This is a genomic window from Streptomyces sp. NBC_00443, assembly GCF_036014175.1.
Classification (GTDB): Bacteria; Actinomycetota; Actinomycetes; order Streptomycetales; family Streptomycetaceae; genus Streptomyces.
Genome location: NZ_CP107917.1, coordinates 1,112,060 through 1,138,101 on the forward strand (window position 1 = coordinate 1,112,060; position 26,042 = coordinate 1,138,101).

Annotated in this window: 14 protein-coding genes and 2 pseudogenes; 7 read left to right on the plus strand and 9 right to left on the minus strand. The window is 71.6% G+C overall.

The window, feature by feature from the left end:
• Window positions 1-3: 3 nt before the first annotated feature.
• From OHO27_RS05015 to OHO27_RS05025, 3 genes are all read right to left on the minus strand, one after another.
• A complete protein-coding gene (locus OHO27_RS05015; protein ID WP_328420672.1) occupies window positions 4-1,617 on the minus strand; it encodes a serine/threonine-protein kinase in 1,614 nt (537 codons plus the stop codon).
• A 151-nt stretch (window positions 1,618-1,768) separates the two neighbouring features.
• Complete coding sequence (locus OHO27_RS05020) at window positions 1,769-5,692, minus strand: glycoside hydrolase family 2 TIM barrel-domain containing protein (RefSeq protein ID WP_328420674.1); 3,924 nt, start codon at window positions 5,690-5,692, stop codon at window positions 1,769-1,771.
• A gap of 94 nt (window positions 5,693-5,786) precedes the next feature.
• Window positions 5,787-7,724, minus strand: a complete 1,938-nt coding sequence (locus tag OHO27_RS05025) for an ABC transporter ATP-binding protein (RefSeq protein ID WP_328430345.1) — start codon at window positions 7,722-7,724, stop codon at window positions 5,787-5,789.
• Window positions 7,725-7,919: 195 nt separating this feature from the next.
• Here OHO27_RS05025 and OHO27_RS05030 point away from each other — a divergent pair, with 195 nt between their 5' ends.
• The 3 genes from OHO27_RS05030 (at window position 7,920) to OHO27_RS05040 (ending at window position 11,269) form a co-directional block, all read left to right on the plus strand.
• Window positions 7,920-8,885 carry a lysylphosphatidylglycerol synthase transmembrane domain-containing protein gene (locus OHO27_RS05030; RefSeq protein WP_328420676.1) on the plus strand — a complete coding sequence of 322 codons (966 nt, stop codon included), beginning with the start codon at window positions 7,920-7,922 and terminating at the stop codon, window positions 8,883-8,885.
• Between the two features lie 143 nt (window positions 8,886-9,028).
• Window positions 9,029-9,793: a crotonase/enoyl-CoA hydratase family protein gene (locus tag OHO27_RS05035; protein ID WP_328420678.1), complete on the plus strand. Its 765-nt coding sequence runs from the start codon at window positions 9,029-9,031 to the stop codon at window positions 9,791-9,793.
• Between the two features lie 366 nt (window positions 9,794-10,159).
• Window positions 10,160-11,269 (plus strand): mechanosensitive ion channel family protein, encoded by a 1,110-nt coding sequence (locus tag OHO27_RS05040; protein ID WP_328420680.1) that lies wholly within the window; start codon window positions 10,160-10,162, stop codon window positions 11,267-11,269.
• A 14-nt stretch (window positions 11,270-11,283) separates the two neighbouring features.
• On the opposite strand, the gene OHO27_RS05045 is transcribed toward OHO27_RS05040, so the two are convergent.
• Window positions 11,284-12,852 carry a M1 family metallopeptidase gene (locus tag OHO27_RS05045; RefSeq protein WP_328420682.1) on the minus strand — a complete coding sequence of 523 codons (1,569 nt, stop codon included), beginning with the start codon at window positions 12,850-12,852 and terminating at the stop codon, window positions 11,284-11,286.
• 235 nt (window positions 12,853-13,087) lie between these two features.
• Between OHO27_RS05045 and OHO27_RS05050 the strand changes: the two genes are divergently transcribed.
• Window positions 13,088-15,307 (plus strand): NADP-dependent isocitrate dehydrogenase, encoded by a 2,220-nt coding sequence (locus OHO27_RS05050; RefSeq protein WP_328420684.1) that lies wholly within the window; start codon window positions 13,088-13,090, stop codon window positions 15,305-15,307.
• A 267-nt stretch (window positions 15,308-15,574) separates the two neighbouring features.
• Window positions 15,575-16,363 (plus strand): N-formylglutamate amidohydrolase, encoded by a 789-nt coding sequence (locus OHO27_RS05055; RefSeq protein WP_328430346.1) that lies wholly within the window; start codon window positions 15,575-15,577, stop codon window positions 16,361-16,363.
• 9 nt (window positions 16,364-16,372) lie between these two features.
• On the opposite strand, the gene OHO27_RS05060 is transcribed toward OHO27_RS05055, so the two are convergent.
• From OHO27_RS05060 to OHO27_RS05070, 3 genes are read right to left on the minus strand one after another with little or no spacing between them, the layout of a single operon-like run.
• Window positions 16,373-16,864, minus strand: coding sequence for a hypothetical protein (locus OHO27_RS05060; protein WP_328430347.1), 492 nt, complete (start codon window positions 16,862-16,864; stop codon window positions 16,373-16,375).
• Between the two features lie 8 nt (window positions 16,865-16,872).
• Window positions 16,873-17,448 carry an RNA polymerase sigma factor gene (locus tag OHO27_RS05065; protein WP_328420686.1) on the minus strand — a complete coding sequence of 192 codons (576 nt, stop codon included), beginning with the start codon at window positions 17,446-17,448 and terminating at the stop codon, window positions 16,873-16,875.
• A 59-nt stretch (window positions 17,449-17,507) separates the two neighbouring features.
• Window positions 17,508-18,944: a S8/S53 family peptidase gene (locus OHO27_RS05070; RefSeq protein WP_328420688.1), complete on the minus strand. Its 1,437-nt coding sequence runs from the start codon at window positions 18,942-18,944 to the stop codon at window positions 17,508-17,510.
• Window positions 18,945-19,092: 148 nt separating this feature from the next.
• Between OHO27_RS05070 and OHO27_RS05075 the strand changes: the two are divergent.
• Window positions 19,093-21,659: pseudogene (locus tag OHO27_RS05075) on the plus strand (CHAT domain-containing protein).
• A gap of 42 nt (window positions 21,660-21,701) precedes the next feature.
• Here the strand turns inward: OHO27_RS05075 and OHO27_RS05080 are convergent.
• Window positions 21,702-23,559: pseudogene (locus OHO27_RS05080) on the minus strand (LuxR family transcriptional regulator AbsR2).
• Window positions 23,560-23,653: 94 nt separating this feature from the next.
• Here OHO27_RS05080 and absR1 point away from each other — a divergent pair.
• Window positions 23,654-24,739, plus strand: coding sequence for a beta-glucuronidase AbsR1 (gene absR1 / locus OHO27_RS05085; protein WP_328420690.1), 1,086 nt, complete (start codon window positions 23,654-23,656; stop codon window positions 24,737-24,739).
• A 169-nt stretch (window positions 24,740-24,908) separates the two neighbouring features.
• Here absR1 and OHO27_RS05090 read toward each other — a convergent pair whose 3' ends face one another.
• Window positions 24,909-25,808 (minus strand): glutathione S-transferase family protein, encoded by a 900-nt coding sequence (locus OHO27_RS05090; RefSeq protein ID WP_328430348.1) that lies wholly within the window; start codon window positions 25,806-25,808, stop codon window positions 24,909-24,911.
• Between the last annotated feature and the right edge of the window lie 234 nt (window positions 25,809-26,042).

Sequence of the window (26,042 nt, forward strand, 5' to 3'; positions counted from 1 at the left end):
CGGTCATTTGCTGCGCCGCAGCGTCCCGGTGTCCTCCACGCTCGTCACCTCGTAGCGCAGACTGCCGTCGCCCGAGGGGGTCAGGATGAGATCGACCTCGTCGACGCAGTTCGACGGGCTGCTCTCCTTGGTGATCTCCTCTCGGACCTGTACCGACTGCCCGGTGTCCATGGTGAGGACCCAGCGGCCGCTGCACGCCAGCGACGGGTACTCGACGGTGGCCACCTGGTCGCCGATCTCTCCGCCCTTGTAGTTCACCTGGACCGAGTAGAGGCCGCCGTCCGACTCGCGGATGTTCCCGGTCCACTTGCCCTTGTAGTCGGCAGGGGACGCCTTCGGGGACTTCCCGGAGGAAGCACCCCCGGACGCCCCGGAGTTGGCCCGGTCCCCTTTCCCTCCGAGGCCGGGAACCACCACGGCCAGCACGATGGCGAACACGACGATGGCGGCAAAGGTGAGCAGCACGGGGCCGACCCGGCTCGTGCGGCCGCCGCCCGGCTGGAAGCCTCCCGGTACCGGCGGCATCGGCGGTGTGGTCACCGTTGGCCGCGGTGTCGGCATCGGCGGCATCGGGGTCGGCGTCGGCGTGGGGGGCATCGGTACCGGTGTCGGAGTACCGGGCGGCGGAGGCGGGACGCGCCCGCCCAGCATGGTCGGCAGGGCGTGCACGTCGTCCCCGGCACGACCCGCCGGGTTGTCGACCTGGGTCGGCGGCGGCGCCTCCTCGAGGTCGAGGAGGGTGGCGGCGTGCCGGCCGAGCTCCGCCATGAGGGCGCCCGGAAGCCAGGCGTCCGAGGTGGCGTCCGCCGTGGCCGCTTCTGCCCGCGCCACGATCTCCGGCAGCTGAATCCGCTCCTCGGGCCGCTTGGCGAGGCACCGCCCCACGAACTCGGCCAGCGGCGCGGACATCCCCTCCAGGTCCGGTTCGTCCTCGGTCACCCGCAGCATGACCGCGTGGGCGCCGCTGTCCGGGGCGCCGAACGCCTGACGGCCCGTAGCGGCGAACACCAGCACCAGGCCGAGGCTGAACACGTCGCTCAGTCCGGTGATCTCGCTGCCCAGGATCTGCTCGGGCGACATGTACCCCGGCGAGCCGACCATGGCACCGGTGCGGGTCAGCACGCTGGCCTCCGCCGCGCGGGCGACACCGAAGTCGATCACCCGGGGGCCGTTGACCGTCAGCATGACGTTCGACGGCTTGAGGTCCCGGTGCACCAGCCCGCAGCCGTGGATGCTCCGCAGCGCGTGCGCCAGACCGGAGGCCAGGTGCCACACCGACTGCTCCGGCAGCGGCCCGCCCATCCCGGTCACCGCCTCGTGCAACGTGGGACCGGCGACGTACCCGGTGGCGACCCAGGGCGTCTCCGCCTCGGTGTCGGCGTCCAGGACGGGGGCCGTCCACTCCCCGCCCACCTGCCGCGCCGCCGCCACCTCCGCGCGGAACCGGCGGCGGAACTCGGCGTCGTACGCCAACTGCGCATGGACGAGTTTCACGGCGACCGTGCGCCCCCGCTGCGAGCGCCCGAGGAACACCTGCCCCATGCCGCCGGCCCCGAGCCGTCGGAGCAACCGGTAGTCCCCGACCTGTGTGGGATCGCCGGTCCGCAAGTTCTCCATGTTCGTTTCGTCCCCCTGATCGGCTGAGCGTGGCACTACAGCCCCGACGCTCATTACAACATCACCGGTTGCGCCCGCGGGCGTCACAGGTGGATCACGCCGGGAGCGGACGAGGTCGGCTCAGGTGTGGGGAGTCGGCGGTCGCGTCCGGTCACTCCACCGCGGTGGGCCTGCGGGACGCCGCCATCGCCTCGTCCACGTCAGTCAGCGGGCGCAGCCGGTAGGTGTACGAGTAGTCGCGGCTCGGGAACAGCTTGTACTGGTCGTGGGTGTGCGCGCCCCAGCTGTTGTCGCCGCCCAGGCCCATCTGGCGGTGGTTGACGCGCAGGACCACCTCGTCGCGCGGGGTGAGCTGGTAGTCGTGGCGGACGCCGGACGAGAGGTCCTCCGGGGTGAAGTGGGAGGCGTTGACCTCCAGCAGGGGTTCGCCGGAGACGAGGAGGCCGGTGCCCCTGGCGTCGGTCAGGGCGATCCAGCGGACGTCGGTCTTGTTGCCGTTCTCCTGGGGGCGGATGTACGGCGTCCACTGCTCGGACACGGTTCCGGAGTACACGCCCACGTCGGTGGCGTCGTGGCGGTCGACGTAGTTCTCCTCGGGCCCGCGGCCGTAGTAGCGCAGCCGCTCGAAGCGTCCGGGCAGGCACAGCAGCGTGCCGACCTCCGGGATGTACGGCAGGGACGCGGCGCCCGGGTGCAGGGTGTTGTCGACCTTGATCTCGCCGTTGCCGAACACCGTGTAGGTGGTGGTGTACGTCGACTCGACGGAAGTCGGCAGTGTGCCGCTGACCTTGATCTCCACCGCCTTGTCGCGCAGGGCGCGCACCGCCACGCCCGTCACCTTGCGGTTCGTGCCCGCGTCGCGCCAGGTCTGGTTGCGGGTGTGCTGGCCGTTGCCGCGGTCGTTCTCGGTGGGCGCCCGCCAGAAGTTCGGTACGGGCCCGGAGTTGATGAGCCGCATGCCCCGGGCCTCGTAGGAGGTGATGACGCCGGTGCTCTTGTCGACGGTGACCGAGAAGCCCTTGCCCTTGACGGTGACGGCCTTGTCCCCGTCCTCGTGGCGGAGGGACGGCACGTGCGCCAGGGGGAGCGGCGTCACGGCCGGGGTGTCGGCGTCGAGGGCGAGCTGCTGCTTGGCCACCTCGAAGCCCGCCTTCGCCCACGGGGTGGCTTCCTTGGTGGTGAAGGAGAGCTGGAGGAAGTACTCGGTGCCCGGGGCCGGGTCGTCCGGCAGCTTCACCGGCACCGTGATGTCCTTGCTGCCGAGCGGCGCGACGTCCAGCTGGGCGCGGCTCAGCCTGCCGCGCCGCACCACCTCACCGTCGGCGAGCAGCTCCCAACGGCCGTCGAACTCACGGAGGTCGGTGAACAGGTACTCGTTGGTGAGGGTGATGGCCGCGCCGGGGGTCAGTGAGTCACCGGACACCGGTGCCGCGTTGACCGCCTGGTAGATCTGCTTGATCTCGGCCGCCTTGCCGGTGTGGCGGCGGTCGGCGGTGACGATGCCGTCGGCGTTGGAGGTGCCGTCGTTGGGGTTGTCGCCCCAGTCACCGCCGTACGGGAAGAAGGTCTTCGCGCGGGGCCGCTTCTCGGTGAGGTCGGCGGTGGCCGCGTCGAACCAGAAACGTACGCCCTCGTCAGCGGGGCGGCGGCTGTCGGAGCCGAGTTCGGCGGCGCTGAGCGCACGGGCGTACACGCGGGCTCGGCGGATCGTGCCGCTGAACTCCCGGGTGGGGTTGTCCACGTCGGTGGCGAGGGCGAGGGGCGCGGTGTTGGTGGCGGGCCTGCGCGTGGTGGTGCGGGTGGACTTCACCTCACCGTCGACGTGGAGGGTCAGGGTGCCCGTGTCCGCGTCGAAGACTCCGGCGATGTGGTGCTCGCGGCCGGTCCAGTCGGCCGGGAGGGCCCAGTTGGCGGTGATCCACTGGCCGCCGCCGTGGATGAAGAACTCCAGGGTGTCGTCCGACTGCTTGAGGGCGTACGAAGTGTCGCCCTTGGCGATGATCGGCTGGTGGTAGCCGGTGTGGTGCGGGGTGACCCAGGCTTCCAGGGTGAGCGAGCCGGTGAGGTCGAGGCGCTCGTCGCGGGGGAAGACGGTGGCGCCGGAGACGCCCTTGGCACGGTCGAAGGTGCCGCTCGCGGTGAGGATCTCGCCGCGCAGGGCGCCCGGCCCGGAGTCGGTGAGGAACGTGCGGGCCGGCACGGGCCAGTTCAGTGACTGGTCGACGAAGTCCCAGATCCAGCCGCCCTGGAGGACGTCGTAGCGGCGGACGATGTCCCAGTACTCCTTGAAGTTGCCGTTCGAGTTCCCCATCGCGTGCGCGTACTCGATCATGACGTACGGTCGGGTGTCGGCGGTGTCCTTCGCACGCTGCTCGACGCGGGACGGGCTGTCGTACATCTCCGAGCGGATGTCGCTGATCGCCGGCCGGTCGTCGCCCTCGTACTGGATCACGCGCGTGGTGTCGTAGGACTTGATCCAGTCGTGCATGGCGACGAAGGTGCTGCCGCCGCCGGCTTCGTTGCCGAGCGACCAGATGACGACCGAGGGGTGGTTCTTGTCGCGGTGGACCATGGCCTGGGCGCGGGCGACGCACGCCTTGGTCCAGTCGGCGTGGTCGCCGGGGTACTCGCCGCGGATGCCGTGGGTTTCGAGGTTGGTCTCGTCGACGAGGTACAGGCCGTACTCGTCCGCGAGTTCGTACCAGAGCGGGTTGTTGGGGTAGTGCGAGGTGCGGATCGAGTTCATGTTCATCCGCTTGATGATCTCGATGTCCTTGACCATGTGCGCGCGGGTGAGTGCCATGCCGCTGTCGGGGTGCATCTCGTGCCGGTTCGCGCCGCGGAAGGACACCGGTTTGCCGTTGATCCGCATCAGGCCGTCCTTGAGCGCGAACTCGCGCAGGCCGACGCGGTGCGAGAGGGTCTCGGTCACCTGGCCGGCCGGGTCGCGCAGGCGCAGTACGGCGGTGTAGAGGTTCGGGTGCTCCGCGGACCACAGCTTCGGCTCAGGCACCGCTCTGCTCGCCCGGACGGTCACGTCCTCACCGGCAGGGGCGGACGCGAGGTCGACCGCCTGCTGGAGCGGCCTGGACCATACGGCGTGGCCGCGGGAGTCGTACAGCTGCGTCTCGACCGAGTAGCGGCCCTCGCTCGTCCCGGCGTACGAGCGCACGTTCGCGGTGACGGACAGTTCGGCGGCGGTGTGGTCGTCGCTGAGCGGGGTGTCCAGCTTGAAGTCGCGCAGGCCGACTTCGGGGGTGGAGTAGAGGTAGACCGAGCGGAAGATGCCGCTCAGCCGGATCATGTCCTGGTCCTCCAGCCAGTCCCCGTCGGAGAAGCGGTAGACCTCGACGGCGATCTGGTTGGTGCCGGGCCTGAGATGCGGGGTGATGTCGTACTCGGCCGGAGTGAACGAGTCCTCGGCGTACCCCACCAGCTCCCCGTTGATCCACACGTAGTGCGCGGACTTGACGCCCTCGAAGTGCAGGAAGGTGCGCCGCCCCGACCAGCCGCGCGGCACGGTGAAGGTACGGCGGTACTGCCCCACCGGGTTGAAGCGGGTCGGAGCGGCCGGGGGCTGCGCCTCCTCGCCGAGGCCGTTCGGGCCCCACCAGGGGTAGGTGATGTTGACGAAGATCGGGCGGTCGTAGCCGTGCATCTGCCAGACGGAGGGGACGGGGATCGTGTCCCAGTCGCTGTCGTCGACGTCGGTGCGGTGGAAGTCGGCGTCCCGGTCGTCGGGGCGGTCGGCGTAGGCGAACTTCCACTTGCCGTCGAGGCTCAGCCGGTACGGCGAGCGGGTGCGGTCGGCGTCCAGTGCCTGCCTGACGTCCGCGTACGGCATGAGGGTGGTGTGCGGCGGCTGGGTGCCGATGCGGAAGACGTCGATGTGGCCGTTCCACTCCGGGGTGCCGGCCGCCGTCCCGGCCCCGTCGGCCGCGTGCACCGTGGCGGACGATCCGGAGACGGCGAGTGCACCGAGCAGGGCGGCTCCCCCCTCCAGCAGACGGCGGCGGCTGACCGGTACGCGCAGCGTGCGGGACGGGCCGGTGGGGGGCACGGGGGTGAGCGGCATCGACGTGTGGCCTTCCTCGGGACGACAGTGCGGCGCTGCACGGCTTGAGGGAGCGTCAGATCATGTGCGGTGCTGTTGGGAAACCCAACGCACACTAGGTTGTGAACACAGTGGAAGCAATGATGCTGTCGAGGTTTGTGTGTTCCTGGTGGGTACGGTCGTCGACCTTGGCCGAATCCAGCTGCTCGAACTGCGTCCGGTACAGCTCGGCGTAGCGCCCGCCGGCCGCGAGCAACTCGTCGTGCGTGCCGCGTTCGACGATCCGACCGGCCTCGACCACCAGGATCAGGTCCGCCGCCCGCACGGTGGACAGCCGGTGGGCGATCACGACCGCGGTCCTGCCCTGAAGCGCCTCGGTGAGCGCCTCCTGGACGGCGGCCTCGGAGGTGTTGTCGAGGTGGGCGGTGGCCTCGTCGAGGATGACGACGCGCTGGCGGGCCAGCAGCAGCCGGGCGATGGTCATCCGCTGGCGTTCGCCGCCGGAGAGCCGGTAGCCCCGCTCGCCGACCACCGTGTCGAGGCCGTCGGGCAGGGACCGTACGAGAGCGTCGAGGCGGGAGCGGCGCAGGGCGTCCCACAGTTCGGCGTCGGTGGCCGTCGGGCGGGCCAGCAGCAAGTTGGCGCGGACGGTGTCGTGGAAGAGGTGGCCGTCCTGGGTGACCATGCCGAGGGTCCCGCGCAGGGACTCGGCGCTCAGGTCGCGGACGTCGGTGCCGCCCACGCGTACGGCGCCCTCGTCGACGTCGTAGAGCCGCGGGAGGAGTTGGGCGACAGTCGACTTGCCCGCGCCGGAAGAGCCGACGAGAGCGACCGTCTGGCCGGGTTCGGCGCGGAAGGAGATGCCGTGCAGCACCTCGGCGCCGCCGCGCGTGTCGAGGGTCGCGACCTCCTCCAGAGAGGCGAGGGAGACCTTGTCTGCGGACGGGTAGCCGAAGCGGACGTTGTCGAACTCCACCGACACCGGGCCGTCGGGGACCTTCTTCGCGTCCGGCTTCTCCTCGATCAGCGGCTTCAGGTCGAGCACCTCGAAGACGCGCTCGAAGCTGACCAGGGCGCTCATGACCTCGACGCGGGCGCCGGCGAGCGCGGTCAGGGGCGCGTACATACGGGTCAGCAGCAGCGCCAGTGAGACGACGGCGCCCGGCTCCAGGGTGCCGCGCAGGGCGAACCAGCCGCCGAGGCCGTAGACCAGGGCGAGCGCCAGGGCCGACACCAGGGTGAGCGCGGTGATGAACACCGACTGGGCGGTGGCCGTCCGTACGCCGATGTCGGCCACCCTGCGGGCCCTGGCGGTGAACTCCTCCGACTCCTCCCCCGGGCGCCCGAAGAGCTTGATCAGCGTGGCGCCGGGCGCCGAGAAGCGCTCGGTCATGCGGGTGCCCATCGCGGCGTTGAGTGTGGCGGCCTCCCGCTGCATGCGGGCCATGCGGTGGCCCATGCGGCGGGCCGGGAGCACGAACACCGGGAGCAGGACGAGGGCGAGCAGGGTGATCTGCCAGGACAGGGTGAGCATGACGGCGAGGGTGAGCAGCAGGGTGACGAGGTTGCTGACCACGCCGGACAGTGTGTTGCTGAAGGCGCGCTGGGCGCCGATGACGTCGTTGTTGAGACGGGAGACCAGCGCTCCCGTACGAGTGCGTGTGAAGAACGCGACCGGCATGCGCTGCACATGATCGAACACAGCCGTACGCAGATCGAGGATGAGTCCCTCGCCGAGCGTCGCCGACAGGCGTCTGGCGATGACCCCGAGCACCGCCTCTGCCACCGCGATCAGGGCGATCAGCAGGGCCAGGCGGACGACGGTGCCCTCGTCGCCGCCCGTCACGATCGCGTCGACGACGCGTCCGGCGAGTACGGGGGTCGCGACGGCGAGCAGCGCGGTCATCACCCCGAGCACGACGAAGACCGCGATCCGGCCGCGGTGCGGGCCGGCGAAGGCGGCGATGCGGCGCAACGTGGCGCGGGCGAAGGGGTGGCGCTTCTGCTCGGCGTTCATGACGCTGTGCAGCTGGGTCCAGGCTGTGGTCTCCATGCTCATGCGAGAGAACGTAGAACCTCAAGCAATGTTGAGGTCAACATCGAATCGGCCGAGGTCGTGCTCGACCGGTTCGCCGAAGTCGATATCGACGCTTTCGCCGAGATCGGTGGCCGTCCGCAGCCGGTCCGTAAGGCGCCGTCCCCGCTCCCGCTACCCGCAGTTGTCACAGCGTGGAGAACCTCTCCCAATGTGACAGCCGTACGACTTCCCGCGGGACGCCTGCTCAGACGTCTCCCGGTCCGCCAGACACTGGTCCTGCTTCCGCTCGCCCTCGTCATCGTGGTCGCGGTGCAGCACCGCTCCGTGCTCGCCGAGGGCATCGGTCATCTGGCGACGGCCAAGTGGCCGTGGCTGCTCGCAGCGGCCTGCGCCACCTGCCTGACCTGGGTCGCGGCGGCCGTCACCCGGCAGGGCGCCGTGATCGACCGGCTGCCCAAGCTGCGGCTGCTCGTCACGCAGTTCGCGGCGGGCTCCGCCAACCACCTGCTGCCCACCGGGCTGGGCGCGAGCGCGGTCAACCTGCGCTTCATGACGGTGTGCGGGCTGCCGCTCGCCCGTTCCTCGGCCGCGCTTGCCCTGTATCTGCTCGCGGAGAGCGTGGCCCGCGTCGGCCTGCTGGCCGCGCTGCTGATCGCCTTCCCGCACGCGCTGCAACTCGGGCCGCTCCTGCCGGAAGGGGCGTGGGGCCCGCTGCTGCTGATCATCGGCGCGGCGGCGGTCGTGGTCGTGGCCGTCTTTACACTCGTACGCCGGCTGCGCACCGCCGTGTTCTCCTTCCTGCGTACCGCCCTGGACGAAGCGCGCTCCGTGCACACACGCCCATCCCGGGCACTGGCGTTGTGGGGCGGTTCGCTGGCCTTCCCCGCGCTGCAGGCGGCCGGGCTGGTCCTGGTCGGGCTCGCCCTGGGGCTCGACGTGCCGCCGGCCCACATGGCGCTCGCCTATCTGGCGGCGACCGTCGCCGTCGCCCTGGTGCCTACGCCGGGCGGGCTCGGCTCGGTCGAGGCGGCGCTGATAGTGGCGCTGGTGGCTGCGGGCGGTCCGGTGGCGGTGGCGACGGCGGTCGTGCTGGCGTACCGGATCATCACGGTGTGGGTGCCGCTGCTGCCGGGGGCGCTGACGCTGGGGGCGCTCGTGCGCTTCAAGGTCATCTGAGCACGGCCGTCTGAGCACGGTCACCTGATCCCGGTCACCTGATCCCGGCCGTCCGATCCCGGTCATCTGACCGAATGGTTCGTGGAAGGTCATGTGACCAGTCAGTAACGTACGGGGTCCGACCCACGGAAAGGACCCCCGCCATGCCGGTCCGCGTCGAGCGCCAAGGGCACGTCACCACCGTCGTCCTCTCCCGACCGGAGGTCCGCAACGCGGTCGACGGGCCCACGGCCGCCGATCTCGCCGACGCCTTCCGGGAGTTCGACGCCGACGACGAGGCGCGGGTGGCGGTGCTGTGGGGCGAGGGTGGCACGTTCTGCGCGGGCGCCGACCTCAAGGCGCTCGGCAGCGGGCGGGGCAACGAGGTCACGCAGGACGGTGACGGCCCGATGGGGCCGACCCGGCTGCGGCTGTCCAAGCCGGTGATCGCCGCGGTCGCCGGGCATGCCGTGGCGGGAGGTCTTGAGCTGGCGTTGTGGTGCGATCTGCGGGTCGCCGAGGAGGACGCCGTCTTCGGGGTGTTCTGCCGCCGCTGGGGCGTGCCGCTGATCGACGGCGGCACGGTACGGCTGCCCCGGCTGATCGGCACCAGCCGCGCCATGGACATGATCCTGACCGGACGTCCGGTGCCGGCGGACGAGGCGTACGGGATGGGGCTCGCCAACCGTGTCGTGCCGAGCGGACGTGCCCGCGCCGAGGCCGAGGAGCTGGCCGCCACGGTCGCCCGGTTCCCGCAGGCGTGCCTGCGCGCCGACCGCGCCTCCGTGCTCGACCAGGAGGGACTGGCCGAGCCGGCTGCGATGCGCGCCGAACTCCGGCACGGCATGGGCGTGTTGGCGGAGAGTCTGGAGGGCGCCTCCCGCTTCGCCTCCGGTGCGGGGCGGCACGGGTCGTTCTCGGACATGTGACGCGGGTTCACCGCTGGGGCGTCCCGCGTCCCGCACCCCGTCACTGCGGGAGCGTGCGCGGCGTACAGCGCCCCCCGAGCGGCGCTCGCGCATCAAGCGCGCCTCCGGAGGCGGCCGTTCCGCCCTCGGGGTACCGGAAGTACGAGGGAGAATGCCCGAAAGCGGCTGATGAGGCCGTCCGGCCGACGCTCCTGGTGCGAACACGTGTACCCGATACGGCAGGATGAGCCCTCGTGCCGGTCTCGGGGGACGGGGTGGTCGGCGCGACGGCACATCGCGGAATCGAGCAGGTGACAACGTGACGAGACTTCACATCCGGCCGTCGGCGAAGGGGTTCGCCGCAGCTTTTCTCCCTGGGGGTGACCGGTGACGCGAGCACTCACGGTGGACGACCTGGTGATCGCCGGGATCGCGCTGGCGGCGGGGCTGCTCGCGGCCTTCCTGCTGCGGATCCTGCTGCGCTGGCTGGGCAAGCACGCCGACCGCACCCGCTGGAGCGGCGACGACCTCATCGTGGACACGCTGCGCACCGTGGTGCCGTGGGCGGCGTTCCTCGGCGGCGCGGCCTCCGCGGGCGCCGCGCTGCCGCTGACGAAGACCGTCCAGCACAACGTCAACCAGATCCTGACCGTGCTGCTCATCTTCGTCGTGACGCTGTCGGTGGCCCGCGGGATCGCCGGGCTGATGCGGACGGTCACCCAGTCCCGCCCCGGCGTCGCCGGCTCGGCCACGATCTTCGTCAACATCACCCGGGTCCTGATCCTGGCCATCGGCTTCCTGGTGGTGCTGCAGACCCTGGGCATCTCCATTGCGCCCATGCTCACCGCCCTGGGCGTCGGCGGCCTGGCGGTCGCGCTGGCCCTGCAGGACACGCTCGCCAACCTCTTCGCGGGCATCCACATCCTCGCCTCCAAGACCGTCCAGCCCGGTGACTACATCCGGCTGAGCAGCGGCGAGGAGGGCTACGTCGAGGACATCAACTGGCGCCAGACGACCGTACGCGCGCTCTCCAACAACCTGATCGTCATCCCCAACGGGGAGCTCGCGAAGACGAACATGACCAACTTCATGCGTCCCGAGCAGGAGTTGACGATCCTGCTGCAGGTCGGCGTCGCCTACGACAGCGACCTGGACCATGTCGAGCGGGTGACCAACGAAGTCATCGCCGAAGTGATGGCCGAGGTCGAGGGCGCCCTCCCGGACCACGAGCCGATCGTCCGCTTCCACACCTTCGGCGACTCCCGGATCGGCTTCACGGTCACCCTGGGCGTCGGCGAGTTCAGCGACCAGTACCGGATCAAGCACGAGTTCATCAAGCGCCTGCACAAGCGCTACCGCGCGGAGGGCATCCGCATTCCGGCGCCCACACGGACGGTCGCCATCCAGCAGGGGACGGTGTCGATCCCGCAGCAGTCGATACCGCATCCGCGCCTGCCCGGAGAGGCGGACGAGGTGGCCCCCGTCCGCCTCGACTGACTGCTCGGACGTGCCTAGAGGGTGGCCGAGTTGTCGTGGGACCGGCTGCCCTTGCGGCTGTGCGGGGCGGCGAGGGACGGGTTCACGGGGGTGACCGTCCAGTCCGGGTGCCCCGGCATCCGCGGCGTCTTCGTGCCGTACAGCCAGTCCCGCAGGAATCCGGACACATCCTGACCGGAGACCTCGGAGGCGACGGCTATGTAGTCGTCCGTCGACGCCGACGAGTTGCGGTACCGGTCGAGGAAGGTCCGCTCAAGGGCGTTGAAGGCCTGCTCGCCGACGAGGTTGCGCAGCGCGTACAGGACCAGGACGCCGCCCAGGTAGCGCTGGCTGTCGAACAGGTTCACCGCGTTCGGCGCCGCGACCGGCCCCGAGTCGTGGCGCCACTGGTCGCCCTTCGCGTAGGTGTCCTTCATCCGGGCTTCCATGGTGGTCAGGCCCAGGGAGTCCGGCCAGCCGCGCTCGTAGCGGTACAGCAGCCCGTAGAAGTCCGCGTGGCCCTCGTTGATCCACAGGTCGGCCCAGGTGGCGGGGCTGACGCTGTTGCCGAAGTAGGAGTGGACCAGCTCGTGCATCATGTGCGAGCCGATCTTCGGCTCCTCCTGGAGCAGGAAGTTCGGCTTGTAGAGGGTGAGGGTCTGGGTCTCCAGGCCCGTGAAGTCGAAGGCGTTCGGGTGGTCGGAGTTGCAGGGCAGCAGTCCGTACGTCTCGAAGGGGTACGCCCCGAGCCGCGCCTCCAGCCATGCCACGATCCCCGGCGTCAGCGCGAGCGCCGGTTCGAGCGCCGCGGCCCGTGCGGTCGGAACGATGTCCCTCAGCGGGAGGCCGTGCGGTCCCTGCCGGTCCTTCACCACGTAGTCGCCGACCGTGATCTGGATCAGCTCCGTGGCCATGGGCTCGCGGGAGCGGTACGTGTACGCCGTACGGTCGCCGCCCGCCCGCTCGGTGCGCACGAGCAGGCCGGTCGCCACGCCGCGCAGCCCGTTCGGCACGGTGAGGCGGAAGGAGAAGTCGGCCTTGTCGGACGGGTGGTCGTTGCAGGGAAAGACGGTGTGGGCCAAGTTCGGCTGGCAGCACACGGCGAACCCGTCGGGCGTGTCGACCCAGCCGGTGTGCGGCTGCGGAATTCGGCGCGGGTCCGCCGAGTACTCGACGCAGACGGTGACCCGGCACTTGGCCGGCAGGGTCCGGGCGGGCGTGATGCGCAGCTTCTCGTCGACCTGCTCGAAGGCCGCCTTGCGGCCGTCGACGCGGACGGAGCGGATGTCGAGGCCGAGGGAGTCGAGGGAGAAGCGGCTCAGCGCCTGGGTGGTGCGGATCTTCAGGGTCGCGGTGGCGTCGACCAGGCGGGTCGTGACGTCGTAGGAGAAGTCGAGGTGGTAGGCGGCGACGCGGTAGCCGTCGTTGCCGAGGGCCGGGTAGACGGGGTCACCGAGGGTCTCGGGGCCCGGGCTGCCGGAGGTCCTGGCGGCCGACGTCCCCGTCCGTGCCGGCGTCGCGTGGGCGGAGGGGGCGGCGGTCAGGGCCGCTGCCGTGCCGATCAGGGCGGCCGCGGGGGCCGTCACTCTGCTGCGATATCTCATGGTCCGCTTTCGCTCGGGCGGCCGGATGGTCAGGGCCGGCCGCCGGATCGGTGGTGATCGCCTTACATGACTCTGCGATCAGGCGATCCGGTTGCACGGAGGCGGTACATCCGTTTGCGCGGATCCGAGATGCCGGCAAACTTCCCGCGGCTGTGTGCGGACCCCTGTCGATGATCGATCGATCACGAGATATCTTGATGTCGAGCAATGTTGCAGACGTGGAGCGGAGCACCCGGTGACTGACTCGACCATCATCTATACGCACACTGACGAGGCCCCCGCCCTGGCGACGTATTCGTTCCTGCCGGTGGTCCAGGCCTACGCCTCGCAGGCGGGTGTCGCCGTGGAGACGCGGGACATCTCGCTGGCCGGCCGCATCATCGCGGTGTTCCCGGAGCACCTGACCGAGGACCAGCGCATCCCGGACGCCCTGGCCGAGCTCGGTGAGCTCGCCAAGACGCCCGCGGCCAACATCATCAAGCTGCCGAACATCTCGGCGTCGATCCCGCAGCTCAAGGCCGCGATCGCCGAGCTCCAGGGCCAGGGCTACGCGCTGCCGAACTACCCGGACGACCCGAAGACCGACGAGGAGCGGGAGATCCAGGCCCGCTACGACAAGGTCAAGGGCTCCGCCGTGAACCCGGTCCTGCGTGAGGGCAACTCCGACCGGCGTGCCCCCGCCTCGGTCAAGAACTACGCCAAGGCCCACCCGCACCGCATGGGCGCCTGGTCCGCCGAGTCCAAGACGAACGTGGCGACCATGGGCCGGCACGACTTCCGCTCCACCGAGAAGTCCGTCGTGATCTCCGAGGCCGGCGCGCTGCGGATCGAGCACGTCGCCGAGGACGGCACGACCACCGTCCTGCGCGAGTCCGTACCGGTTCTCGCCGGTGAGGTCGTCGACGCCTCCGTGATGCACGTGGCCAGGCTGCGCGAGTTCCTCACCGCGCAGATCGCGGAGGCCAAGGCCCAGGGCGTGCTGTTCTCCGTGCACCTCAAGGCCACGATGATGAAGGTCTCCGACCCGATCGTCTTCGGCCACGTGGTCCGCGCCTTCTTCCCGAAGACCTTCGAGCAGTACGGCGCCGCCCTCGCCGCCGCCGGTCTGTCCCCGAACGACGGTCTGGGCGGCATCCTCAAGGGCCTGGGCGCGCTGCCGAACGGCGCCGAGATCCAGGCGTCCTTCGAGGCGGAGATCGCCGAGGGCCCGGAGCTGGCCATGGTCGACTCCGACAAGGGCATCACCAACCTGCACGTGCCGTCCGACGTGATCGTCGACGCCTCGATGCCGGCCATGATCCGCACCTCCGGCCACATGTGGGGCCCGGACGGGCAGGAGGCCGACACCCTGGCCGTGCTGCCGGACTCCTCCTACGCCGGCGTCTACCAGGTCGTGATCGACGACTGCCGTGCGAACGGCGCCTACGACCCGTCGACGATGGGCTCCGTCCCGAACGTCGGCCTGATGGCGCAGAAGGCCGAGGAGTACGGCTCGCACGACAAGACCTTCGAGGCCAAGGCCGCGGGCACGATCCGCCTGGTCGACCAGGCCGGCAACGTCGTGATCGAGCAGGCGGTCTCCGCCGGCGACATCTTCCGCGCCTGCCAGACCAAGGACGCCCCGATCAAGGACTGGGTGAAGCTGGCCGTCACCCGCGCCCGCGCCACCGGCGACCCGGCCGTCTTCTGGCTGGACGAGACCCGCGCGCACGACGCCAATCTGATCGCCAAGATCAACGCGTACCTGCCGGAGCACGACACCGAGGGCCTGGACATCCGCATCCTCGCCCCGGTCGACGCCACCAAGCTGTCGGTGGAGCGGATCCGCCGCGGCGAGAACACCATCTCGGTGACGGGCAACGTCCTGCGTGACTACCTCACGGACCTCTTCCCCATCCTGGAGCTGGGCACCAGCGCCAAGATGCTGTCGGTCGTCCCGCTGATGGCGGGCGGCGGCCTGTTCGAGACGGGCGCCGGCGGCTCCGCGCCGAAGCACGTCCAGCAGTTGGTCAAGGAAAACTACCTGCGCTGGGACTCCCTCGGTGAGTTCTTCGCGCTGGTGCCGTCCCTGGAGCAGTTCGCGACGGCCACCGGCAACACCCGCGCCCAGGTCCTCGCCGACACGCTCGACCGCGCCACGGCGACCTTCCTCAACGAGGACAAGTCCCCGACCCGTCGCGTCGGCGGCATCGACAACCGCGGCAGCCACTTCTACCTGTCCCTGTACTGGGCGCAGGAGCTGGCCAGGCAGACCGACGACGCGGACCTGGCGAAGGCCTTCGCCCCGCTCGCCGAGACGCTCACCGCGGGCGAGCAGAAGATCGTCGAGGAGCTGAACGCCGTCCAGGGCAAGCCGGCCGAGATCGGCGGCTACTACCAGCCCGACCCGGCCAAGGCCGCCGCGGTCATGCGCCCGTCGGCCACCTGGAACGAGGCGCTCGCCTCGCTGAGCTGACCCATCGGGCCTGAGGGCCCTGCCGTCTCCGCCCCGACCGGTGCACCGCCCGGCCGGGGCGGAGTCATGTCCGATGTCGTTGACCATCGCATCGGCCCCGGTCTCATCGGCCGCGGCACGACGATCACGTACCTCCTGCTCGTGGACACGCAACCGGCGTACGACTGCCGTCACTCCCTCGGCGACGTGAAGGTGCAGCACGTCTCGCTGCCCCCCGCCGCGGCGCACCACCCGCCCGCCCCTGACCAGAACGCCTGGAGAGGCCCCATGCCTGCTTCCTACGAGCTGCTGCCCGGCGCCGCCGGCTCCCCCGTGATCCTGCACGTACCGCACTCCGCCCGGCGGATCCCGGCCGACGCGCGGGCTTCGATCGTGCTGGACGACCGGGCGCTGGAGCGCGAACTCGACCACATCACCGACGCACACACCGCGGAGCTCGCCGAGGCGGCGGCCGAGCGGGCGTCGCTCACGCCCTGGCGGTTCGTCAACCGGCTGTCCCGGCTGGTCGTCGATCCGGAGCGGTTCCCGGACGAGCGGGAGGAGATGCTCGCCGTGGGCATGGGTGCCGTCTACACGCGGACCTCGCATCTCGCGGATCTGCGGCCGGCCGACACGGACCCGGAACCGCTCGTCGAGCGGTACTTCCGGCCGTACGCGAAGGCCATGACGGCCGCCGTATCCGACCGCCTCGCCGCCACCGGGCGGGCCGTGATCATCGACGTGCATTCCTATCCGGCCGCCCGCCTCCCCTACGAACTGCACGGCGAGGGCCCGCGACCGCCGGTCTGCCTGGGCACCGACTCCTTCCACACGCCGCCGGAGCTGCTTGCCGCCGCCCGGGATGCGTTCGCGCCGTGCGGGGAGACAGGGCTGGACAGTCCGTTCAGCGGTACGTACGTACCGCTGGAGTTCTACGGCAGTGAGCCCCGGGTCGGCGCGCTGATGATCGAGATCCGGCGGGACACGTACATGACCGAGCCGGGCGGCCCCGCAGGTGCGGGGCTCACCCGGCTCTCGGCGGCGCTGGCGGCGCTGGTGGACACCGCCGCTCGCTGACCCGGTCGCTCAGGCTCGCAGCCACTCCGTGACCACGACCTCCGCGCCCGTCCGCAGCCGCAGCGCGAAGGGGCCGTGCGGCGGTGCGTCGCTGGTGAAGCGGCCCATGTCGTCGGCCACCACCGGGGTGGCCGTCTGCGGGCCGCCCAGCACCTCGATCCGTGCCTGCTGAGGCGGGAGCACCTGCCCCATCAGCCCCTGCGCGGTCACCTCCACGTCGACGGTGACCTCGCCCGCGCGGAAGGTCAGCATCCGCGGTACGTCCGTGGCCCCCCTGACCGGAATGGCGTCCACCACCGAGTCGAAGGTCAACTCGGCGATACGGGCGTCGAGATCGTGCAGTGCGAAGGCCTCGACGGCGAGCTGCCGCAGATGGGCCGGCACGGGGTCCAGGATGGCGGCGGCCTGCCGGAGTTCCTCCTCCAGCAGTTCGATGTCGAACCCGTCGTCGCCGGAGCCGTTGTGGTCGACGGGCTCCTCGCCGGTCGCTTCGTCGTGCATGTCGTCGTTCACAGCGCTCCCCGTGCGTCGAGTCGGGCCCGGAGCCGGCGCAGACAGCGCTGGCGCAGCGGCCCGATGCTGCCCACGGCGATGCCCAGTGCCGCGGACACCTCCTGGTAGCTGGGCGGCGGCGAGGCAATCAGCACCCGCAGCAACTGGCGGCAGCGGTCGCCCAGTTCCTCGAACTCCTGCCACATCCAGCGGATGCGCTCGGACTCGGCGGCGGCCTCCTCGGAGTCCAGGAGCGACTGTTCGGGCGTACGTTCCTCGCTGACCCGGTCCAGCAGCTGCGGATCGCTCGTCACGGTCAGCCGCCTTAAGCTCTTGAGCACCTTCAGGCACTCGTGCCGTGCGGTGCTCGCGAGCCAGGACCCGGCCTTCTCGGGTTCACGGATGCGCCCGAGGTGCTGGGCGAAACGGAACCACACCGTCTGGTACACCTCATGGGCGTCGGCGTCATTGAGCCGGTGCGCGCGCACGACGGACCACACCAGTGGGCTCATTCCCTCCACGAGCGCCTTCCAGGCCGCCGCGTCGCCGTCGACGGCGGACTGGACCAACGCACCGACATCTGCACGGTCCACAGCCCCACCCCTCGTGTACGGCAAGTCATCGTACGCCGCGGAGGGGGCGGTTCCGACCCTCATGAGCGAGGAGCCGGTGGTGCGACGGGGACAGGACGCCAGGTCGGGGGGTGAAGCGCGGGTACATGCGCCCCCCGTACCTCCGCGAACCCGGTGTTCGCCGCGAGCATCTTGTACCGGGCGACCCGCGGGTCGTTCTCCTGCTGCGTGCTCATGTGGCCGGCGATCATCGCGGCGACGACGGGAGTGGCGAACGAGGTGCCGCTCCAGTGCGCGAACCCCTCGAACATCACCTGGTCGGGCTTGGTGCCGCTGCTCCCGCCCGTCTCGCTCAACAGGCCGGTGTGGCGCGGGGAGACGCAGGAGCAGGAGTAGCCGAAGCCGTACCGGCAGGCGTCGTAGGTGGAGTGCTGGTACACGTACGGCACGGGTGTGTCGAAGCCGGTCAGGACGCTGGTGAGGCGCTCGCCGGGGGCGTACACCTTGACCCAGGGGCCGTGGTTGCTGAAGCAGGCGCCGAACTCGCCGTCGCCGCGCAGTGCGCCGACGGACAGCACGGTGTCCTGGTAGTCGGGCAGGTCGGCGTAGGCGGCGGGCCAAAACGGCGTGGCGCTGCCGTTGTTGCCGGCCGCGGCGACGAGCAGGGTGCGCTGTCCGCGCAGTTCCCGCATGAAGGCCTCGACGCCGAGCAGGCCGTCGGTGCGGCCGTTGGAGGTGCCTGCGGAGAGGCTGAGGATGTCGGGCCAGCCGCCGGCGTCGACGGCCTCGAAGAGCTTCTCGCCGAACTCGGACTCCAGGATGGCGCCCGCGTCGTTGAGGGAGTTTCGCACCGTGACGTTCGTGTTCGGCGCGACGGCGGCGACGAGCCCCGCGATGAACGTGCCGTGGCCGACGTACTGCTGGAGGACGCCGTCGTCGTCGCACTCCTTGAGCTGCGCGTCGCCGTCGGTGTGGGCGAGCAGCGGGGAGGACCGGAAGTCGTTCATGAGGCCGGTGTCGATGACGAGGACGCCGACGGCGGTGTCCGGGTCGTGGGCGCCCTCGGCCACGGCGGGGTTGAGCTGCTCGGTGGCCGGGACGGGCACGGGCTCGTCGCCGGGGCAGGAGTTGACCGCGATCGACACCAGGTGGTTGCGGCTGACCAGGCGGCGTCGGGCCCGGCCCTCCGTCTCACGCAGGGCGCGCAGGGCGTGCGCGACGGGGCGGTCGCCGGCGCGGTCGCCCTCGCCGGGGTCGCCGACCTGGATGCGGGTGATGCCCGAGCGGTTGGTCTGCGGGCTCACGCGCCGCACGTTGTCCTGCACGAGGTCGGGCTCGGCGGTGAAGTGCGCGCGTACGGTGTCCTCGACGAGGCGGGCGTCCTCGCCGTCGCGGACCAGCACATAGCCCTTCTCGTAGATGAACTCGGCGGAGTCGTCCGGTCCCATCGCGAGGGGGACGTCGGGCATGGAGCCTTGGATCTGCTCGAACTGCTCGTGGAATCGCTGTGGTGCCATGGCGTGTCCTCCCACTGAGGCGACGGTCGTCAATCAGAGCCGTGCGGTCACTGATTGATACAGCGCCAAACCTGTGTGGCACGGTCCTGGGGCAACTACCATCCGTGGAGTGACAGCGGGAAGCGAATCGGTTCTCGAACTGCTGCCGATGGTGTTCGCCGCCCCGAACGACGCGCTGGCGAGGGCGGAAGGGGTGCTCGACGCCGATCCGACGCCGTTGCACGCCTCCGTCGCCCACCAGGTGATCGGCATCTGGCAGCGGGACTGGGGCGACATGCGCATCGCCCTGTACCACCTGCGGCGTGCCCGGGACCTCGCGGCACGCGCGGAGTCGGCCGACCGGGAGGCGGACGTCCTGGCCGCGCTCGGGGTCGCGCTGGTGCACGCGGGGCGCACTCAGCAGGGGCTGGCCGCGCTGGAGCGCGGCGTCGCGCGCGGCAGCGGGCACACACGCGCACGCGTGCTGTTCCGCCGGGCCTACGCCCGCTGGGTGCTGGGCCATCACCGGGAGGCCCTGGAGGACGTACGCAAGGCGATACCCGTGCTGCGGCAGATGGAAGACGTCATCTGGACGGCGCGGGCGCTGACCCTGCGTGCGACCGTGCATCTGGCGGTCGGCGCGGTGGACCGGGCGGACGCCGACTTCACGGCGGCCGAGGCGCTGTGGGACACCACGGGCCAGGAGCATGACAAGGCCGACGCGGTGGAGAGCCGGGGCCTCGCGGCGTTCCGGGCGGGCGACATCCCGGCCGCGCTGCGGCTGCTCGACGAGGCCGAGGAGCGGTACGCCAAGCTCGGCACGCCGACCTTCATGCTCAACATCCGCCGCTGCGAGGTGCTGATGGCCGCCGGGCTGGCCCGGAGGCGCTGACCGAGGCCGACTCGGCGATCGCCGTGCTCGACGGCATCGGCGGCCAGTCCACCCGCAAGGCCGAGCTGCTGCTGGCCGCCGCGCGTGCCGCCCGGCTGGCGGGCGAGGCGCACACCGCGATCGCGCGCGCCGACATGGCCGTACGGCTGTTCGCGGGGCAGCGGCGCGGCTGGTGGGAGACGCATGCCCGGCTGGTGCTGATCGAGGCGCGGGTGGCCGCCGGGCGCAGTTCGGGGCGGCTGGTGGCCGACACGGCGGCGGTCGCCGAACGGCTGGCCTCCTTCGGCGCGCCAGCCGCGCCGGCGGCCTCGCTGCTCGCCGGCCGGATCGCGCTCGGTCTGGGCTGGCGGGCCGACGCCGAGCAGCATCTGGCGGTCGCCGCCCGCAGCAGGCACAGCGGGCCGCCGCTGACGCGGATGACGGGCTGGGCGGCGCAGGCGCTGCGGGCCCAGGCGGCCGAGTCGGGTCGCGGCGTCCTGGAGGCCTGTCGGCGCGGCCTGGACGTGCTCGATGCCCACCGGATGACGCTGGGCGCCTCGGAGCTGCGGGCCCGCGCCACCGAGCAGGGTGCGGAGCTCGCCGCACTGGCCCAGCAGGCCAGTCTCGTCTCGGGCAGTCCACGCCGGCTGCTGGTGTGGAGCGAGCGCTGGCGGGCTACCGCGCTGTCGACGCCGCCGACGCGGCCGCCCGCGGACCCGGAGCTGCAGAGCAACCTGACGGCGTTCCGGGAGATCGCGGCCCGCGCGGAGGCCGCCCGGATGGAGGCACGTCCCGTTCCGGCCCTGGAACGCGAACAGCGGCGCCTGGAGCGGGAGATACGCTCCCGGACCCTGCACATGCGCGGCGACGCACCCGGCGACGGCTACCGCTTCGACCCGGGCCGGCTGCTGGCACGGCTGGGCGACGACGTACGGCTGGCCGAACTCGCCGTGCTGGACGGGCGGGTTCAGGTGCTGCTGTGCGGGCAGGGACGGGTGCGCCGGTACGAGGCCGGGCTGCTGGCCGATGCGGAGCGGGAGGCCGAGCACGTCCAGGCCGGGCTGCGGCGGCTGGCCCACCCGGGTGCCGAGGGGCGGCTCGCGGTGGTGGAGGTCGCGGGGCGGCGCCTGGAGGAGCTGCTGCTCGGTCCGGCCGCGGCCCATCTGGGCGACGGCCCCGTGGTGGTCGTACCGCCGGCCCGGCTGCACCGTGTGCCGTGGGCGCTGCTGCCGTCGCTGCGGGAGCGGGTCCTCAACGTATCGCCGTCGGCGAGCAGCTGGCTGCGCGCCCGGGAGACCGAGCCGCCGCCCGGCGGTCGGCATGTGCTGGTGCGCGGGCCGGGGCTGGCGACCGGTGGCGCGGAGGTGCCGCACCTGGCCGGCCGGTACGGCGGATCGGTCGTCCTGGAGTACGCGGACGCGCGCGTGCCGCGTGTCCTCGAGGAACTCGACGGCGCCGAGCTGGCGCATATCGCGGCGCACGGCACGTTCCGCGCGGACAGCCCGCTCTTCTCGGACCTGCGGATGGCCGACGGGCCGCTCATCGTCCATGACTTCGAGCGCCTGGACCGCAGCCCGTACCGGATCATCCTGTCGTGCTGCGACACCGCCCGCTTCGCCTCCGTCGGCGCCGACGAACTGCTCGGCCTGGTCACCGCCCTGCTGCCGCTGGGCACGGCGGGCGTGGTGGCGAGCAGCGCGCCGGTCAACGACGCTGCGGTGGTGCCGCTGATGCTCGCCCTGCACAAGGGGCTGAGCCAGGGCCTCTCCCTGGCGGAGGCCCTGCGCGACGCGCGGGCGGCCCTGCCGGGGGACGCACTGCATCAGGCGACGGGGTGGGCGTTCTCGGCGTTCGGCGCGGCCTGACCACGGGTACGTCCTGATCCTGGTACGGCCTGAACAGCTCCCTCACGCCGGCTGCGCGTCCGGCAGTTCCACCAGCCACGGCAGGGCGCCTCGGTCGCTGGCGCCCAGGCGGGCGTAGGCGCTGTAGAGGTGGTTGCCGACCGTGCGGACGGAGAGAGTCAGCTTCTCGGCGATCTGGCGGTTGCTCAGGCCCGTGGCCGCGAGCGTGACGATCTGGCGCTGCCGGGTGGTCAGTTCGCCGAGGACCAGGCCGGACAGGGCCGGGGTGCGGGCGCCCTGGCAGCGGCGGGCCAGGGCGACGGCACGCGTGCGTGCGATGCGGGCGGCTCGCGGGTCGCGATGGGCCCGTACGGCATGGGCGTGCGCCTCGGCCGCGAACAGCAGGAAGCCGCGCTGCGCCAGCTCCTCGGCCACCCGGTCCAGCGCGGGGCCGTCGCCACGGTCGAGCGCGGCGGCATGCTCGGCGAAGACACCGGTCAGACGGCCCACGGCACGCTCCGGGTCGCCGAGGCGGACGGCGTCGTAGGCATCGCCGGTCCCGTCGGCGAGTCCGTGGGCCGCTGTCGGCCGGGTGACCGCCCCACCCCGTGGGGGCGGCCACCCAGGATCTCGTGCGCGGCCGTCGGATCGCCCGACTGCGCTGCGGCGAGGGCGAGTTCGAGACGGCAGGACGGATCGTCACCGTCGCCGCGCAGGCCCTCCCGCGCCCATGCCGCCGCCTCATGCAACTCGCCGCGCAGCCGCGCGAACCCGGCGCGCACCGCCGCGTATCCGGCCGGCACCGGCATGCCCTCGGCGACCAGCCACTCCCCCACCGGCGTCGGCAGCGCTCGTACGTCCGCCCGCTCGATGGCGCCGGTCAGTGCGGCGCGCTCGGCGTCGAGCGCGGGCTCGCACCCATTCGTCGTACGGGACAGCCGCCTCGCCCGCAGCCGGCCGGCCGCGGCCCGCAGCACCGGGCCGTGCAGGGGTGGGCGAGGCGGACGGCGCCCTGGTCGTCGACGTGGATCAGGGAGTCGGCCTCCAGGCACTCCAGGGCGCGAAGATCGAGGCTGTCGGGCTCCAGGCCCTGTTCGGGATGCGGTTCCAGATCCAGGGGCAACGGCTCGGCGAAGGCCAGGCGTTCGAGGATCTCGCGCTCTTCGGGGCAGGCACGGTCGAGGACCTGTGCGGTGTGCCGGCGCACCGTCGCGGTGACCGGCACCGGGCCGCGCCACGCCCACTCGTCGGAGTCCGAGTCCGGATCAGCCGAGTCGACGACCCGGCTGAGCAGCCCGCGCTCGCGCACCGCGCCCACCAGGTCGCGCAGCAGCCGCAGGTCGCCCCGGCACAGGCGGTGCAGCCGGTTCACGGTGAGAGGTTCGAGGCCACCGTCGTCCACGCCCGTTCCGGCCGCCAGCAGTTGGGCGGTCTCCTCGCGGGGCAACGGCTCCAGGGTGAGGCGGGGCAGGAGTTCGCCGGTCCACAGCCGGGAGATCGCACCCGGTGCCGGGGCGCCGTCGGTGGTGACGACCAGAAGACGGGTGCGTCCGTGCACGGCCAGCTGATGGACGAGGGCGGCGGAGGCGTCGTCGAGCAGGTGAGCGTCGTCGACCAGGAGCAGCCGTATGCCGGACAGATGCTGGCAGGCGCCGTGCAGGGAGGCCGACTCCGGTACGAGGTGCGCGAACGCGGCGAAGCGGATCCCGCGGGTCCCGGGGGTGCCGGTAACCCGGGCGCAGTCGGCGCCGCGGACGGCCTCCGTGACGAGGCGGGTCTTGCCGCTGCCCGCCGGACCCATGATCACGAGGCCCTGGCGGCCCGCGGTCAAGGATCCCCGCACCAGCTCCAGTTCGTGCTCCCGGCCGGTGAACGGCCAGGGCAGCTCCAGGGTCTTCGCGTCACGTTCGAAGTTCGTCACGGCAATAGGAGCACCATGACTCACCCTTGATACAGGGGTACTTGAGTAGCCCTCGACTCAGGCGCCCGCGGCGGGCCGACGGCAGGCTGTCCGCATGACCGCTCGCTACTGCTCCCTCGCGCAGCAGTCGGCCCCCGCCTTCGCCCCGGGGCTGGCCGCCGAGCGGCTCAGTGCGCTCATCGGCGGACGCCGGATGTGGGTCAACGGCACCGTGCTGCACTACTGCTTCTTCGACCGGGACTCCGACGGATCCGTGATCCCCGATCCGGAGACCGGCGAGACCCGGCGCGTGTCGTGGGTCGGCAGCAAGGAGCAGCAGGACGTCGTGCGCGAGTGCTTCCAGGAGTGGCAGGGCCTCGGCATCGGGCTGTCGTTCGTGGAGGTGGGCGACCGGTCGGAGGCCGAACTGCGCATCGGGTTCCAGCTCGGCGACGGCTCCTGGGCGACCGTGGGCAAGGACGCGCTCCGGGTCGGCCTCAACGAACGCACCATGAACTTCGGCTGGGACCTGACCGCGCCCGGGGAGCGCGGAACGGCCCTGCACGAGATCGGGCACGCGCTCGGCATGCTGCACGAGCACCAGAGCCCGTTCGCCGGCATCCACTGGGACGACGAGGCCGTCTACGCCGATCTGGCGGGCCCGCCCAACTTCTGGAGCCGGGACAGGACGTTCTTCAACATCCTGCGCAAGCTCGATCCGAACGAGGTCAACGGTTCCGCCTGGGACCCGCACTCGGTCATGGAGTATCCCTTCTCGGCCGGGCTGATCCTGGAGCCGGAGCAGTTCCGCGCGGGCCTGAACCCGCCGGGAGTGCTGTCCAAGGCCGACAGGGAGTTCGTCCAGCGCTGGTACCCGCCGGCCGAGACGCCGGGGCCGCGGGAGCTGGTGCCGTTCCGTTCGGTGCCGCTGCGGCTGGGTCCGGCGGAGCAGGCCGACTTCGTCGTGGAGCCGCCGGAGACCCGCGAGTACACGGTGGGCACCTTCGGCGACAGCGACACGGTCGTCGTGGTCTTCGAGGAACGGGACGGCGAACCCCGGTACCTCACCGCCCAGGACGACGGCGGCACCCCGGACAACGCCACCGTCAGGGCCCGCCTCGTCAAGGGCCGCCGCTATCACGTCAGAGTGCGCCTCTACTCCAGCTGGGGTTCGGGGGAGACAGCGGTCATGTGCTGGTGACGGCACGGATCGGCTGACGCGCTCGGACGGGAGAGTCCACAGTCCGGCGCCGGGGAAAGTGGCCGGGAACGCCACCTTCGGGGGAGGGTGACGTTCTCGGCCACGCCGACGCCACGCCAGGCCACGCCACGCCACGTCTGTGTTGCACACGTGCGACCGAAGGACCGGCTCATGGCCGCTCGACCTGCGCTCGCGCCCCGGTGCCGGCCGCCGCGTGGGCCGCCCAGTCCAGGATCTGGACGGCCGCTCCGGCGTCTTCAAGACCCCGGCAACGGGCGTGGTGGCGCCGGGAGATGGCGTCGAGGTCGAGATGCGCGCCGAAGGCCGGGTGCGCGGCGAGCCGGCGGGCATAGGCCCACAGGGTGGCGTGCGCGGCGACGCGCTGCACCGCGGCGGCGTCCAGGTGATGCCGGTGGACGGTGTCGAGTTGGACCAGAGCGACCCACAACTCGACGTCGGACGCAGTGATCTGATCGCGAATCAGGTACGCGCGACCGTCCAGCCACCGGTCCAGCGCACCCAGTGCACGCAGCAGCGTCCCGAGCGCCTCGTCCCGCTCCGCCCGCTCGGCACCCGCCGCCCCTGCAGCCTGTGCGGCTTCCTCGATGTCCTGTGCGCACATCCGCTCCACAGCCTCGATCTCCGACTCCGCACCGCGCGGGTACAGCTCCAGGCGACGGCCGCCGAAGCGCCGGGCCAGGTCGCGGGTGATGTCGGGAGCGTGGGTGCTCACGATGCGCCCGGACCAGTCGTCGCCGAGGACCGGCGCGAGGGCAGGTCCGCCGTACCGGTGGGCGCTGGCGTCGTACAGCGGACGCAGCACGGCGTGCCCGCCGTCGGCGCAGTCGGGGATCGCGGGCAAGAAAGTCGCCGGACAGACGTCGTCGAGGCCCAGCAGGCTGTGGGCGACGGCGATGCGCAGGCCGTCCGCGCAGGCGGTCGTCAGGTGGAGGCGGTAGCGGCGCGGCACGGCGTAGTGGCCGCTGCGCTCGTCCCGGCCGATCCGGCCCCGGAAAGCCGGGGCGGGCTGCTGTGTGTGCGAGTGGGTGGCCAGCGGTGTGACGGACATGAGTCTCCCCGGGGCGGGCTTGAGGACGTACGCGTGGCGGAAGCTGTGGCGGACGCGGGCTCGGCTCGGGGTCAGACCGCGCTGCAGACGCGGAGCAGATCGATGTGCCGGCGGGACGTGAGAAGGGGCGTACGGCTCACTCGGCCGGTGACCGACTCGGGACGCCCCATACTTCCCTACCAATTCACTAGGAAACTTGATTGGAGTGTCGGCTCCTCCGCGGCCGACGTCAAG